Raw genomic sequence first — 13,865 nt, 5'->3', positions numbered from 1 at the left:
GTGGAAGTGTTCTTTACACGCCGCTGCCGCGGTGGTGGAAGGTAGCGGTCCGCGTTGCCTGGTCCGCCGCCCAGCGCGGCGGACCCCGCCTCGCCTTGTGTTCGTCCGCGCCTTCGCGCTCCCTTCACTATCGGCTCGCTCGGCCCCGGACGGACCGCTACCTTCCACCACCGCGCCAACGACTGCATCGTAGGTTTTGTATCCGCGCCGGGACGGACGGCGTGCTTGGCATTCTCGCTACGGCTTGATCTGGAAAGAAAGAGCTTGCGCGCTCGCCCTGCGCGGGCCGCCAGCCGGCCCGCTTGGGCATTGGGGCCAGTATGGTGTCGTATTTGGCCGATGATAGGCTCAACGATTTAATACATCACAGAATCATCCGGCTATGGCTCGCATAAGACGATTCCATATCGATGGAATTTCTTTGATTCGATTTCCTGGCCCGATTGATTTCTTTGATCCCATGACAAAGGGCTCCGCGCGGGAGCCCTTGAGCAACAGCGCCAGCGCCTATTTATAAACCGTTTTCGACCCGTCTTTATGCCAGGTGAAGACATCGAACTTGAAATTGTTGAGATCGCCCTGCTTGTTCCAGGAAACTTTGCCGATAGGAGTATCGATGGTATTGGCGTGCAGATACGCCGCGACCTTGGCCGGATCATCCGCGCCGGCGCCCTTGATGCCATCGGCAATGGCTTTCAGCGCCGAATAAGCCGTCAGCTGGAAAGCCCCGCCCGGATCGCGTTTCTTGTCCTTGAACGCCTTCACAATCGCGGCATTGGCCGCATCCTTCGTAAAGTCCGCCGGCAAGGTCACCAGCATGCCCTCGACCGAAGCGCCGGCGATCGCATTGATGTCCGGATTGCCTACCCCTTCAGGCCCCATGAACTTCGCCTTCAGGCCTTGCTCGGCCCCCTGGCGCAGCAGCAAACCCATTTCGGGATGATAGCCGCCGTAATATACGAAATCCGCCTCTGAAGTTTTCAGCTTGGTGATGACCGCTGAATAATCGCTATCGCCGGCGTTGATGCCTTCGAACAGGGCCACCTTGATGCCCGCCTTTTCCAGCTCGGTTTTGACCGAGTTGGCAATGCCCTGGCCATACGACTGCTTGTCGTGCAGGATCGCCACATTTTTAGGCTTGATCTTTTCTATGATGAACTTGGCCGCCGCCGGACCCTGCTGATCGTCGCGCCCTATCGTGCGGAAAATCATGTCGTAGTTCTTGCCATCCGTAACCGCGGGCGAAGTCGCCGACGGAGTCACCATGACTACGCCTTCGCTGTTATAGATATTGGTCGCGGCTATCGTGGCGCCCGAGCAGACATGCCCGACCACGTAGTGAATCTCGTCATTGACGACACGGTTGGCCACGACGGGGCCCTGCTTGGGCTCGCAGCCGTCGTCAATGGAAACCGCCTCGAGCTTCTTGCCGAGCACGCCGCCCGCGGCGTTGATCTGCTCGATGGCGGTGTCCACGCCTTCCTTGACCATGGCGCCGTATTGGGTCACCGGACCGGTGAAAGGGCCGGCGACAGCGATCTTGATCGTATCGGCGGCCGTCGCGCCCGAAGACATGAGCATGCCGGCAGCCAGGCCAATGGCGGCCGCTATGGGAGTAAAACGAATTTTCATGAAGGCCTCCTAATGTACGCAGCAAAGCATACACCGAAAGGCCGGGCGCGGGGAGCCGTTGCCCACAGGGTTTTCTCTATGGTTTTAGGACGCGAATACATCTTCGATGCGCTGGGCATCCAGCGCGTTCAGCTACCAGTTTTGTAGTTCATCAGAGCTGGCTTGCGATAGCCGGCTTTGATAATGCAGCGGCACGCGGCCGAACTTGCGTTCTAGCAGGCGTGCCAGCAGTTGCGCCTGGCCTTTCTGCTCGCCCTCGTGCCACGCATAGTCCAGCTTGTCTTCGAAATCGACCAGGGCCTGTTCGCGGCGTTCGGCCATCAGGCGCAGCTCTTCGTCGGAATACAGGGTTTCCAGGTGCTTCAGGGCTTCTTTGACGGGCGGGTAGGTGATTTCGTTCATGGCGGCCTCATCCAGGTTGTGCAATAGGCAGGCAATCCAGAACAAACCGGTAGGCGTGGCGATTAGGCAAACTTGTCCGGGCGGACGGAAAAATCATTCATGCCGCCCGGATTCGCCAGGCACAGGACAGTCCCTGCGGACTGTCCTGTGCCTGGCTTGGAATACGGGACTGTTACTGCAGCAGGCTGCGCAGCATCCAGGCGTTTTTTTCGTGGATGTCGAGGCGCTGGGTCAGCAAATCGGCCGTAGGCTGATCGTCGACGCCGTCGGCCTTCTTGAAGGCGGCGCGGGCGGTCTTGGCGACGGCCTCATTGCCCTTGACCAGCAACTGGATCATTTCTTCGGCGCTGGGCACCGAGGCCGGTTCGGTGATCGAGGAAAGTTCGGCGTATTGCGCATAAGTGCCAGGGGCATAGTGGCCCAGGGCGCGGATGCGTTCGGCGATCAAATCGAGCGCCTGCCATTCTTCGGTGTACTGCGTCATGAACATCTGGTGCAGCGTATTGAACAGCGGCCCCGTGACATTCCAGTGGAAATTGTGCGTCATCAAATATAGCGTATAGGAATCGGCCAGCATCTTGGAAAGCTCGGTCGCTACCGTGGACCTGTCCTTGTCGGAAATGCCGATATCGATGGGCAAACCTTTATCGCTCATTTTTGCTGTCTTGTTATCCAACTTAGCCGCTTTTGCCATATAGACCTCCGGATAGTCTTTGATTGAATCTGCTTGCTAAAGGATACCACGCCATTGTGACAAATCGGCCGCCGCCGCGCTTGCCATGCCTTTATTCATGCCTCGGCCAGCACCGCCGCGCTTGCATTGTCGAGATAGTTCACGCCGGGCAGATCGCAATCGCGTATGGCGCTGACCAGGGCGTCTATGGCGCTGGGCCGCGGGAAGCTCTTGCGCCAGATCAGCACGACGCGCCGGTCCGGAACGGGCTTCTTGAACGGGATATAGGCCAGCAGATTGTTTTCCAGGCCGGGCATGGACAAGGCGCTGGTGGGCAGCACCGTCACGCCTATGCCCGCCGCGACCATGTGCCGTATTGTCTCTAGCGAAGAGCCTTCGAACGTGCGCTGGATGCCCTCGCTGGATGCCGAGAATCTCGACAATTCCGGGCAGACTTCAAGCACCTGGTCGCGGAAGCAGTGCCCTGTGCCAAGCAACAGCATGGTTTCATTCTTCAGCTCGGCGGCGTCGATTTCCTTGAGCCGGGTCCAGGGGTGGTGCTTGGGCACGGCGACCACGAAAGGCTCGTCGTATAAGGGATGCACCATCAAGCCCGATTCCGGCAGAGGCAAGGCGACGATGGCGCAATCGATTTCGCCCTGGCGCAGGAGTTCGAGCAGGCGGGCCGTGAAATTTTCCTGCAGAAGCAGCGGCATTTGCGGCGTGGCGGCGATCTGCGTGGGCACCAGCCGCGGCAGCAGATAAGGGCCTATGGTATGGATGACTCCCACCCGCAGCGGGCCGGCCAGCGGGTCATGCCCCTGGCGCGCGATCTCGCGCAGGTTGGCGCCCTCTTCCAGCACGCGCTGCGCCTGCGCGACCACGCGCAAGCCTATCGGCGTAATCCCGACTTCCGTGCCGCCGCGCTCGAACAACACCACGCCCAGCTCGTCCTCGAGCTTGCGTATGGCCACCGACAAGGTGGGCTGGCTGACAAAACAGGCTTCGGCGGCCCGGCCAAAGTGCCTTTCGCGCGCCACAGCCACGATGTATTTCAATTCGGTCAAGGTCATCACGTATCTCGCATTAAAAAGTAGGCCCGCGCTAGCTGCGCAGAAAGTCCTGTTTGCCGCGCATCCATCGTTGCAGATGGGCGCGCGCGTGTTCGGGATAGCGGTCGCGCAAATCCCGCGCGGCCTCTTGCGCCTGCTCGACGATCATGGCGTCGGTCTCGATACTGGCAAAACGCAATAATTCCTGGCCGGACTGGCGCACCCCCAGGAATTCCCCGGGCCCGCGCTGCTCCAGGTCGCGGCGGGCGATTTCGAAGCCGTCGGCCGTCTCGTACATGGCGCGCAGGCGCTGGCGCGCCACCGCCGACAAGGGCGCCTGGTACATCAGCACACACACCGATTGCCGGCTGCCGCGCCCCACCCGGCCGCGCAGCTGGTGCAGCTGCGCCAGGCCGAAGCGCTCGGCGTGTTCGATAATCATCAGGGACGCATTGGGCACGTCCACTCCGACCTCGATCACCGTCGTCGCGACCAGGAGGTCGACCGCGCCGTCGCGGAAATCCTGCATCACCTGCTGCTTGGCGGCGGTGGGCAGGCGGCCATGGATCAGGCCTACGTGCATATCGGGCAGCGCCAGAACCAGCCTGGCATGGGTGTCCACCGCCGTCTGCAGCTGCAAGGCCTCGCTTTCTTCGACCAGCGGGCATACCCAATATGCCTGGCGCCCTTGCCTGACTTCGGCAACCACGTGGCCCAGCACCTCGTCGCGCCGCGTATCGGCGACGAGCTTGGTCAGCACCGGGCGGCGTCCCGGAGGCAGCTCATCGATTACCGATACGTCGAGGTCCGCGAAAAACGACATGGCCAGGGTGCGCGGTATCGGCGTCGCGCTCATGCTCAACTGGTGCGGAAGCATGGCCAGGCTGCCCTCGGAGTCCTCTCCTTTGCGGCTCAACTCCAGGCGCTGTCCCACGCCAAACCGGTGCTGCTCGTCGAGTATGACCAGACCCAGATTGGCGAAACTGACCTTGTCCTGGATCAGCGCCTGCGTGCCTATGACCAGTTGGGCGCGGCCTGACTCGATGGCCTCGCCGGCAGCCTTGCGCGCCTTGGCGGCAAGGCTGCCGGTGAGCCAGGCCACCGTTATGCCCAGCGGCTCCAGCCAGCCGACCAGCTTCTGGAAATGCTGTTCGGCAAGGAGTTCGGTGGGCGCCATGATGGCGACCTGGCTTTTGCTCGAGATCGCCTGGGCTGCGGCGAATGCCGCCACGATGGTCTTGCCGCTGCCCACATCGCCCTGCAGCAGGCGGTGCATGGGGAAGGAACGGGACAGGTCGCGGGAAATCTCGCCTATCACGCGTTCCTGCGCCGCCGTCAGCGTAAAGGGCAAGCGGCGCAGCAAGGCCTGCACCAGATCGCCCCGGTCGCCGGCGAGCGGGCGCGCGCGTTGCCGGCGGCGCGCCGCCCGCGCCGCGGCCAGCGACAATTGCTGGGCCAGCAATTCATCGAACTTGATGCGCGTCCAGGCCGGATGCCCGCGCTCGATCAGCTGGTTATACGAGACATTGGGCGGCGGGTGGTGCAATACACGGATCGCTTCGGCAAAGGGAATCAGGCCATAGCGTTCGCAGATTTCTTGCGGCAGGGTATCCGACAGATCGGCCACCCCCAGCGCCTGATCTATCGCCTTGCGCAAGCTGGCCTGCGACAGGCCATCGGTGGTGGGATACACCGGCGTGAGCGCGTCGGGCAATGCCGCGCCGGCCACCGTCACCCTGGGATGCACCATCTCGTAGCCGCCAAAGCCGCTGCGCACCTCGCCCCGCACGCGCACGCGCTTGCCCTCGGCCACCTGCTTTTGCTGGCTGGGATAAAAATTCAGCCAGCGCAAGGCCAACTGGCCGGTGCCGTCGTCAATGACCGCATGCAGCTGGCGGCGCGGCCGGAACTGGACCTCGCTGCGTATCACCTCGCCCTCGACCTGCGCCGGCGCGCCGGGATACACCGACAAAATAGGCCTTACCTGCGTTTCGTCTTCATAGCGTATGGGCAGATGCACGACGAAATCGGAGGGATCGCGCAAACCCAGATGCAGCAATTTGCGTTCGATCAGCGAGCCGGACTTGGCCGCAGGCTGCTGCCGCGCAGGCCCGCGCGCCTTGCCGCCAGTAGCCGTCACAGCAACCACCCGGGCGCCTGCTTAAATGACGATGACTGCTTCAACCTCGAACTGCGCCCCCTTGGGCAGACTGGCGACGCCTATCGTGGAACGCGCAGGAAAAGGCTGGGGAATGATGTCGGCCATGATGGCGTTGGCGCTGGCGAACTTGCTGAGGTCCGTCAGGAACAGGGTAAGCTTGACTATGTGTTCCAGCGTACCGCCGGCGGCTTCGATCACCGCCTGCATATTGGCGAAAGACTGCCGCACCTGGCCTTCGAAATTCTCCGAGACCAGCTCGCCGGTGCCGGGCTCGAGGCCGATCTGGCCGGATAAATACACCGTTTTTCCGGGCCCGGCCGCCACTGCCTGGGAATAAGGGCCGACTGCAGCGGGAGCCGTATCAGTATGAATAATTTGCTTGGCCATAGATGTAGTCTCTGTAAAGTCAATAAAACAACTATCAGAGTGTAATCATCTATAGCTTGAATTAACAAGCCCCCCATACGGCTGGCGCCACTATTTTTCCACAAACGCCCGTTCGATCACGTAGTCGCCGGGCTGCCCCACCCCGCCGGACACCACGAAGCCCCGCTTGTCGAGCATGGCGCTGATATCGGCGAGCATGTGCGGACTGCCGCAGAGCATGGCGCGGTCGGTTTCGGGGTTGAGCGGCGGCAGGCCGATATCGGCGAAAAGCTTGCCGCTTTCGACCATGTCGGTGATGCGCCCCTGATTGCGGAAAGGCTCGCGCGTGACCGTCGGGTAGTAGATCAGTTTTTCGCGAACGACGTCGCCGAAGAATTCGTTGTTGGGCAGCTCGTTCTGGATATAGTCGGAATAGGCCAGTTCGCTTTTGAAGCGCACGCCATGCAGCAATATGACTTTTTCGAAGCGCTCATAGACATCCGGGTCTTTGATGATGCTCATGAACGGGGCCAGGCCGGTGCCGGTGGCGAACAGATAAAGATGTTTGCCCGGCTTCAGGTCGTCCACCACCAGGGTGCCGACGGGCTTTTTGCTGACCAGCACCGTGTCGCCTTCCTTCAGGTGCTGCAGGCGCGAGGTGAGCGGGCCGTCCTGGACCTTGATGCTGAGGAATTCCAGGTTTTCCTCGTAGTTGGCGCTGGCGATGCTGTAAGCGCGCATCAGCGGCTTGCCGTTGACTTCCAGCCCCAGCATCACGAAATGGCCATTGTGGAAACGCAAGGCGGGATCGCGGGTGGTGGTAAAAGAAAACAAGGTGTCATTCCAGTGACGAACGTTCAGAACCTGCTCTGTATTAAAGGCTGCCATGTGTCTGTATCAAGTGGGTTGCCCGCGGCGGGGGAAGATAACGAGCATCGCGGATGCTGGGGCCTTGCGGCGCGGAAATGCCCGATTTTAGCCTGACGGACAAGCCGCTGCCTGAAAGCCTGACGCTCATCAAGGATATTACGGCCGGCGCGGCGGAAATCAAGGCCGGCCCCAAGGGTAAAGAGCGGCCAGTTTAAGATGGATCAAATAAACCTCAATAAAGACAGGGGCATATCCGGGCGGCCATCGTGCACATTGAATAGTTAGCCATAGTCTGCTATCTTTCAGGTATTTTTCAGGTATCCATATGAGAATCATTTCCATTCAGGCGTTCATGCGCCGGGTTCTCATCACGCACGCCATTTCCACCCTTTCCTTCAGGAGAACTCCAATGCGCTCAAACCGAGAGCCACGGCCCTTGTTCCGGCCATTCATGCTCGCCGGCCTAACCGCCTTATCGGCCGTTTCCGCAACGGCCGCAGCCGATGTCAGCCTGTACACGACGCGCGAGCCCAAGCTGATACAACCCCTGCTCGACGAGTTCACCAAGGACAGCGGGGTGAAGGTCAATACCGTTTTCGTCAAGGACGGGCTGATCGAACGGGTCAAGGCCGAAGGCGCCAAATCCCCGGCCGACGTGCTCATGACGGTAGACATCGGCAATTTGCTGGATCTGGTCGACGCCGGCATCACCCAGCCCATCGAATCCAAGATCCTGAACGAAACCATACCCGCCAATTTGCGTGGCGCGGACAATCAGTGGTACGCCCTTTCCCTGCGCGATCGCGTAGCCTATGTGGCCAAAGACCTCGATGTCAACGCCATTACCTATGAAGCCTTCGCCGATCCCAAGTGGAAGGGCAAGGTCTGCATACGCTCCGGCCAGCATCCCTACAACACCGCCCTTATCGCCGCCATGATCGCCCACGACGGCGCGCCAGCCACCGAAGCGTGGCTGCGCAATGTCAAGAACAACCTCGGGCGCAAGGCGGCCGGCGGCGACCGCGATGTGGCGCGCGACATCCTGGGCGGGATCTGCGATATCGGCATCGCCAACGCCTATTATGTGGGCCAGATGAAGAACGCCGAACCGGGCACTGACGCCCGCAAATGGGGCGACTCCATCAAAGTGGTGCGCCCGACTTTCGCCAACGAAAACAGCCGCGGCACCCATGTCAATATTTCCGGCGCGGCCGTTGCCAGGCACGCGCCGAACAAAGCCGACGCCATCAAGCTGCTCGAGTACCTGGTGTCCGACAAGGCGCAAAGCCTGTATGCCAATGCCAACTACGAATATCCGGTCAAGGCGGGAGTCAAGCTCGACCCCGTCGTGGCCAGTTTCGGCACCCTGGTCGTCGATCCCCTGCCCCTTGCCGAAATCGCCAAGCACCGCAAGCAAGCCAGCGAACTGGTAGATAAAGTTGGATTCAACGACTGAACGGCCGGCCTTTCCCCGATCAACGCGGGCCGTCGTGCCCGCGTTTTCTCGACTTTTGCAGGAATACCCGCCGTTGTATTTGCGCCGTTTTTTTTCATGTGAGGCTGGCCTGGGCTGGCGGGCTGGCGCCATGGCGATCGCCTTGTGCGTGCTCGCTCCTGTCGTCGCCTTGTCCTGGTTCGCGCTACAGGGATCGGCGCAGCACTGGTCGCACCTGCTGTCCTACGTGCTGCCCACGGCCTTGCGCAACACGGCGCTGCTGCTGCTGGGCGTGGGCATCCTGGTAAGCTGCCTGGGCGTGGGCAGCGCATGGCTGATCACCGCCTTCCAGTTTCCCTCCCGCCGGATATTGTCATGGGCCCTGCTGCTGCCGCTCGCCGTGCCGACCTATATCGTCGCGTTTGCCTACCTGGATATCCTGCATCCCATAGGGCCCGTGCAGACTTTGCTGCGCGACATCCTGGGCTACGACAGCCCGCGCCAATTCCGCCTGCCCGACTTGCGGTCTTTGCCCGGGGCGGTATTCCTGCTGGGCTTCGTGCTTTATCCCTATGTATACCTGAGCACGCGCGTCATGTTCGCGACGCAGGCGGCCAGCCTGCTCGAAGCCGCCCGGGTGCTGGGCGAGTCGGGCCGCGGCACGTTTTTCCGGGTGGCGTTGCCGATGGCGCGCCCGGCCATTGCCGTGGGCGTAAGCCTGGCCTTGCTGGAAACCCTCAACGATATAGGCGCCTCGGAATTCCTGGGCGTGCAGACGCTGACCGTGTCGGTCTACACCACCTGGGTCACGCGCTCGGACCTCGCCGGGGCGGCCCAGATTGCGCTCGCCATGCTGTCCATCGTGGCGGTGCTGATCCTGGTCGAACGGCATGGCCGGCGGCGCCAGCGCTATGCCAGCACGCAGCGGGCAAGGCCCGTCCAGCCCAGAAAGCTCAGGGGCCGGGCGGCCGCGATCGCCTTTGCGCTGGGCTGGATTCCGGTTCTTGTCGGCTTCGTCGCGCCCGCCCTGTATCTGCTCAACGAAACCATCAAGCATTTCAATAGCGTGGGCGCCGTGTCCGACCAGTTATTGCTCAGCGGCTACAACACCGTAAAAGTGGCGCTGCTGGCGACGATAGCCACGCTGGCTTGCGGACTGGTCATCGCCTGGGCGGCGCGCTCGCTTCGGCATGGCGCGCCCTTCACCCTGGCAAAATTGGGCGCCCGCGTGGCCACCTGCGGATACGCGGTTCCGGGAACGGTGCTGGCGATAGGTTTGCTGAGCCCCATCGTGCTCGTCGACGGGCTGGCGTCCTGGCTCTGGCGCCTGCTGGGCAACCCGGAGCCCGGTTTGCTGCTGATGGGCAGCACGACGGCATTGGTGTGCGCCTACGTCATCCGCTTCCTGGCCATATCCATAGGCGGCATCGAATCCGGCCTGGCGCGCATTCCGCCGTCCATGGAGCAAGCCGCGCGCTTGCTGGGCGAAACCCCGGGCGGCGCCTTGCGGCGCATTCACCTGCCGCTGCTGCGCCCGGCATTGGGCGCGGCGGCCCTGCTGATCTTCGTGGACGCCATGAAAGAACTTCCGGCCACCCTGCTGTTGCGGCCGGTGAATTTCGACACCCTGGCCACATGGCTCTATGCCGAAGCCGCCCGCGGGACTTATGAAGAAGGGTCCGTCGCGGCGCTGGCCATCGTTCTCGCAGGCTTGCTGCCAGTCATCCTGCTGGCGCGCACTCAATTCAAATCGGCGCACTGACATGTCGCAATTACTCAAGCTCGATCATATTTCGCTGGCATACGACACCCCCGACGGCGTGGTGCCCGTGGTGGACCATCTGTCCCTGGACCTGGAGCAGGGCCATATAGGCTGCCTGCTGGGCGCCTCCGGTTGCGGCAAGACCACCGTGCTGCGCGCCATAGCCGGCTTCGAACCGCTGCGCGCGGGGGCTATCTGGCTGGGCGACACGCAGCTGTCGGCGCCCGGGCACCAGGTGGAACCGGAACACAGGCATGTGGGCATGATGTTTCAGGACTATGCGCTGTTTCCGCATCTGAATGTGGAAAAAAACATCGCCTTCGGCCTGCGCCGCTGGAGCAAGCCGCGGCGCAAGGCGCGTATCGGCGAACTGCTGTCATTGGTCGGCCTGGAGGCGTCCGGCCGGCGGTATCCGCATGAACTGTCCGGCGGCCAGCAGCAGCGCGTCGCGCTCGCGCGCGCGCTCGCGCCCGAACCCGAGCTGCTGCTGCTCGACGAGCCTTTTTCCAACCTCGATGTCGATACCCGGGAGCGCCTGGCCTTCGAGGTGCGCGACATCCTGAAGAAAACCGGCCACACCGCCATCCTGGTTACCCACAATCAGGCGGAAGCCTTTGCCATCGCCGATCGCATCGGCGTGATGCAAGACGGAGCCATCGCCCAATGGGACAGCCCCTACGGTTTGCATAACAATCCAGCCAGCGCCTGCGTGGCCGACTTCGTCAAGCGCGAAGCCCTGATGGCGCAGCGCGCGCAGGCCTATCTGCGGGGCGAGGCGAGCTGACGCCGGGACCTCCGGGCGGCGGGGATGCCGCCCTGAAAGCGCGGCCGGCTAGTCGCCCGCGTCGTCGTTCAAGCCCAGTTCGCTGCATTTGCGGGTGAGCGTATTGCGGCCTATGCCCAGCCGCTGCGCCGCTTCCATGCGGCGGCCGCGGCTGTACTGCAGGGCGGTTTCCAGCAATACGCGCTCGAAGTCGCGCGTAAAGGTCGCCATGATCGCCGGCTCGTTGCGGGCCAGCCTGGCTTGCGCCTCGCGGCCCAGCAGCGACACCCACGAAACCTCGGGCGCGAACGGCGCGTCATGCGAGCCGATGGCGCCGAACGCCTCCTTGCGGGCGGCGGCGCCCGCGCCGGCATCGGCGTTGGCGTGCTCATCGTAGGCCGGCTGCGAGTCGGCGCCGCGCCCCAGGCCGAACACCTCGGGCGGCAGGTCCTTGGCCTCGATGACCTGGCTCGACGACATGACCGTCAGCCATTGGCAAAAATTCTCGAGCTGGCGGATGTTGCCCGGGTAGTCGAATGCCGTCATGACCTGCAGGGCTTGCGGCGCCAGGCGGCGCACCGGCACGCCCAGGTCGCGGGCGCTGTTCTGCATGAACAGCTGCACCAGCGCGGGAATATCTTCCTTGCGCTCGCGCAAAGGTGGAAGCCGCAAGCGGATCACATTGAGGCGATGAAACAGATCCTCGCGGAAGCGCCCTTCCGCCACGCGCTGCTCCAGCGGCTGGTGGGTCGCCGCCACGATGCGCACGTCGGCATTGATGGCTTGTGATCCGCCCACCCGGTAAAAGCTGCCCTCCGCCAGCACGCGCAGCAGGCGGGTCTGCAATTCGAAGGGCATATCGCCGATTTCATCGAGAAACAAGGTGCCGTTGCGCGCTTCTTCGAAGCGGCCGCGGCGCTGTTGCGTGGCGCCGGTGAAAGCCCCGCGCTCATGGCCGAACAGTTCCGCCTCGAGCAGGTCCTTGGGGATGGCCGCGGCGTTCAAGGCGATAAAAGGGCCATCCGCGCGGTTGCTGTGCGTGTGCAAAGCCTTGGCGATGAGTTCCTTGCCTGTGCCCGATTCCCCCGTGATCAAAACCGTTACGCTGGAGGCCGCCAGGCGGCCGATAGCGCGAAAGACTTCCTGCATCGCCGGCGATGACGATTGCATCATGATGCCTTCGTTGCTGGCGGGGATGGGGCCGCGCTCGGCCAGCGGGTCGCTGGCCGCGGTCTGGGCCGCCCGCTGTATCAGTGCGACGGCCGCATTGACGTCGAAAGGTTTGGGCAGGTAATCAAAAGCGCCTTTCTGGAAGGCCGCCACAGTGCTGTTCAGATCGGTGAAGGCCGTCATGACGATGACGGGCAAGTCGGGATGTTCCTGCTTGATGCGATGCAAAAGGCTCAGGCCGTCCTGGCCCGGCATGCGTATGTCTGTCACCAGCACCGATGGCATGCCGCCCTCGAACGCTTCAAGCACCTCGCTGGCGCTGGCAAAGCTTTGCGCCGGGACGGCTACCCGCGCGAGCGCTTTTTCCAGCACCCACCGTATGCTCTGGTCATCGTCAATAATCCATACCGGCTTCATATTTACTCCAAAGGCAGGATCATCCGGAATTCGGTATGACCTTGGCGCGAATCGAATTCGATAATGCCGCCATGTTGTTGCACGAACTCCTGGGCCAGGCTCAGGCCCAGCCCGGTGCCATTGGCCCGCCCCGTCACGAGCGGATGGAATACCTTGTCGTGCAAGGCCGTCGGTATCCCCGGCCCGTTATCGATGACCGAAACCACAATGCCCAGCTTCGCCTGGTGAGCCGCCAGCAACAGCTGGCGGCCGATGCGGGTGCGCAGCGTAAGCCGCGGCGTCTGGGTCAGCGCGCCCTCGGTCAAGGCCTGCGCGGCATTGCGCGCCATATTCAGGTAGGCCTGCAACAGCCTGGAAAAATCGCCGTACAGGTCGGGCACGGACGCATCGTAATCGCGCAGCACGTCGATTTGCCCGAACTCGGCGCGAACCAGGGTATAGACGCGTTCGCAAATCTCGTGAATATTGAACCGCGCCTTTTGCAGGGTTTCGCCCTGGGGCGCTATCAATCGATCGACCAGGCCCGCCAGGCGGTCCGCTTCGGCAATAATGACCTGCGTGTACTCATGCAGCGCGTCCGAATCCAGCTCCGCCTCCAGCAATTGCGCGGCGCCGCGTATGCCGCCCAAGGGGTTCTTGACCTCATGCGCCAGGTTGCGCAGGGACTCGCGCTGGGCGGCGAGCTCCTTGCTCAACTGCTGATGCCGATCGATCAGGATATGGTGCTCGATGACGCGGACTTCCAGCAGGGCCGCCCAAGGCTGTTTGTGCAGGGGCACGATGGCCAGGCTGACCGGCACGGCGATGCCCGAACGATCGACCACGAGATCCTGCCGCAAAATCCCGAACTTGCCGGCTATCGCGTCGGGAAACCGCGCCTGCAATGTCGCGTCGGCGCCGAACAGGTGATGCGCCGCCAGGCCGACCAGCTGCCTGCGCGATATACCGAACAATTCCTCTGCCGCCGTGTTGGCGTGCTCGATCGAACCGTCGCCGCCCAGCAGCAAGACGGCCGTCGATAATAAGTCGTAACTAGCTACGTCCATGATCCGCCTTTACAACCCGAAGGTCGGATTAATGCCGTCAATGCATCGCCGGGTTGCGCTGCGCTAACCCGCCCCTGAAGCGCCGCCGGCAGGACGGCGCCTCGCGGGCAATGCTG

12 protein-coding genes are annotated in these 13,865 nt (G+C 62.6%); 3 read left to right on the top strand and 9 right to left on the bottom strand.

Annotation, left to right across the window (positions count from 1 at the left end; genetic code table 11):
* Positions 1-507: 507 nt before the first annotated feature.
* The 7 genes from BUB23_RS11195 to BUB23_RS11165 all read right to left on the bottom strand — a co-directional run bounded on the left by BUB23_RS11195 (position 508) and on the right by BUB23_RS11165 (position 7,174).
* The gene (locus BUB23_RS11195) at positions 508-1,632 is read right to left on the bottom strand and encodes a branched-chain amino acid ABC transporter substrate-binding protein (protein ID WP_073103210.1); all 1,125 of its coding nucleotides are present in this window, start codon (positions 1,630-1,632) and stop codon (positions 508-510) included.
* Between the two features lie 132 nt (positions 1,633-1,764).
* Positions 1,765-2,034: a DUF4351 domain-containing protein gene (locus BUB23_RS11190; protein WP_143160955.1), complete on the bottom strand. Its 270-nt coding sequence runs from the start codon at positions 2,032-2,034 to the stop codon at positions 1,765-1,767.
* 172 nt (positions 2,035-2,206) lie between these two features.
* Entirely contained in the window at positions 2,207-2,689 is a 483-nt protein-coding gene (locus BUB23_RS11185; RefSeq protein WP_073103208.1) for a Dps family protein, read from the bottom strand.
* Between the two features lie 134 nt (positions 2,690-2,823).
* Positions 2,824-3,780, bottom strand: a complete 957-nt coding sequence (locus BUB23_RS11180; RefSeq protein WP_073103207.1) for a LysR substrate-binding domain-containing protein — start codon at positions 3,778-3,780, stop codon at positions 2,824-2,826.
* 31 nt (positions 3,781-3,811) lie between these two features.
* Entirely contained in the window at positions 3,812-5,908 is a 2,097-nt protein-coding gene (recG, locus tag BUB23_RS11175; protein ID WP_084135969.1) for an ATP-dependent DNA helicase RecG, read from the bottom strand.
* A 12-nt stretch (positions 5,909-5,920) separates the two neighbouring features.
* Positions 5,921-6,307: a Rid family detoxifying hydrolase gene (locus BUB23_RS11170; RefSeq protein ID WP_073103205.1), complete on the bottom strand. Its 387-nt coding sequence runs from the start codon at positions 6,305-6,307 to the stop codon at positions 5,921-5,923.
* Between the two features lie 90 nt (positions 6,308-6,397).
* Complete coding sequence (locus BUB23_RS11165; RefSeq protein ID WP_073103204.1) at positions 6,398-7,174, bottom strand: ferredoxin--NADP reductase; 777 nt, start codon at positions 7,172-7,174, stop codon at positions 6,398-6,400.
* Between the two features lie 433 nt (positions 7,175-7,607).
* Between BUB23_RS11165 and BUB23_RS11160 the strand changes: the two genes are divergently transcribed.
* The 3 genes from BUB23_RS11160 to BUB23_RS11150 all read left to right on the top strand — a co-directional run bounded on the left by BUB23_RS11160 (position 7,608) and on the right by BUB23_RS11150 (position 11,137).
* Positions 7,608-8,612: a Fe(3+) ABC transporter substrate-binding protein gene (locus tag BUB23_RS11160; protein WP_245801248.1), complete on the top strand. Its 1,005-nt coding sequence runs from the start codon at positions 7,608-7,610 to the stop codon at positions 8,610-8,612.
* Between the two features lie 130 nt (positions 8,613-8,742).
* Entirely contained in the window at positions 8,743-10,353 is a 1,611-nt protein-coding gene (locus BUB23_RS11155; protein ID WP_084135992.1) for an ABC transporter permease, read from the top strand.
* A 1-nt stretch (position 10,354) separates the two neighbouring features.
* Positions 10,355-11,137, top strand: coding sequence for an ABC transporter ATP-binding protein (locus BUB23_RS11150; RefSeq protein ID WP_073103201.1), 783 nt, complete (start codon positions 10,355-10,357; stop codon positions 11,135-11,137).
* Positions 11,138-11,185: 48 nt separating this feature from the next.
* Here the strand turns inward: BUB23_RS11150 and ntrC are convergent, their stop codons facing one another.
* Both ntrC and glnL read right to left on the bottom strand, forming a co-directional pair.
* Positions 11,186-12,703, bottom strand: coding sequence for a nitrogen regulation protein NR(I) (ntrC, locus tag BUB23_RS11145; protein ID WP_073103200.1), 1,518 nt, complete (start codon positions 12,701-12,703; stop codon positions 11,186-11,188).
* 2 nt (positions 12,704-12,705) lie between these two features.
* Positions 12,706-13,749: a nitrogen regulation protein NR(II) gene (gene glnL, locus BUB23_RS11140; RefSeq protein ID WP_073103199.1), complete on the bottom strand. Its 1,044-nt coding sequence runs from the start codon at positions 13,747-13,749 to the stop codon at positions 12,706-12,708.
* Positions 13,750-13,865 lie beyond the last annotated feature (116 nt).

This window comes from Pollutimonas bauzanensis (assembly GCF_900129885.1).
GTDB lineage: Bacteria > Pseudomonadota > Gammaproteobacteria > Burkholderiales > Burkholderiaceae_B > Pollutimonas > Pollutimonas bauzanensis.
Note: the sequence above shows the minus strand (reverse complement) of the source record. Positions and strands in the feature narration are given on the sequence as shown.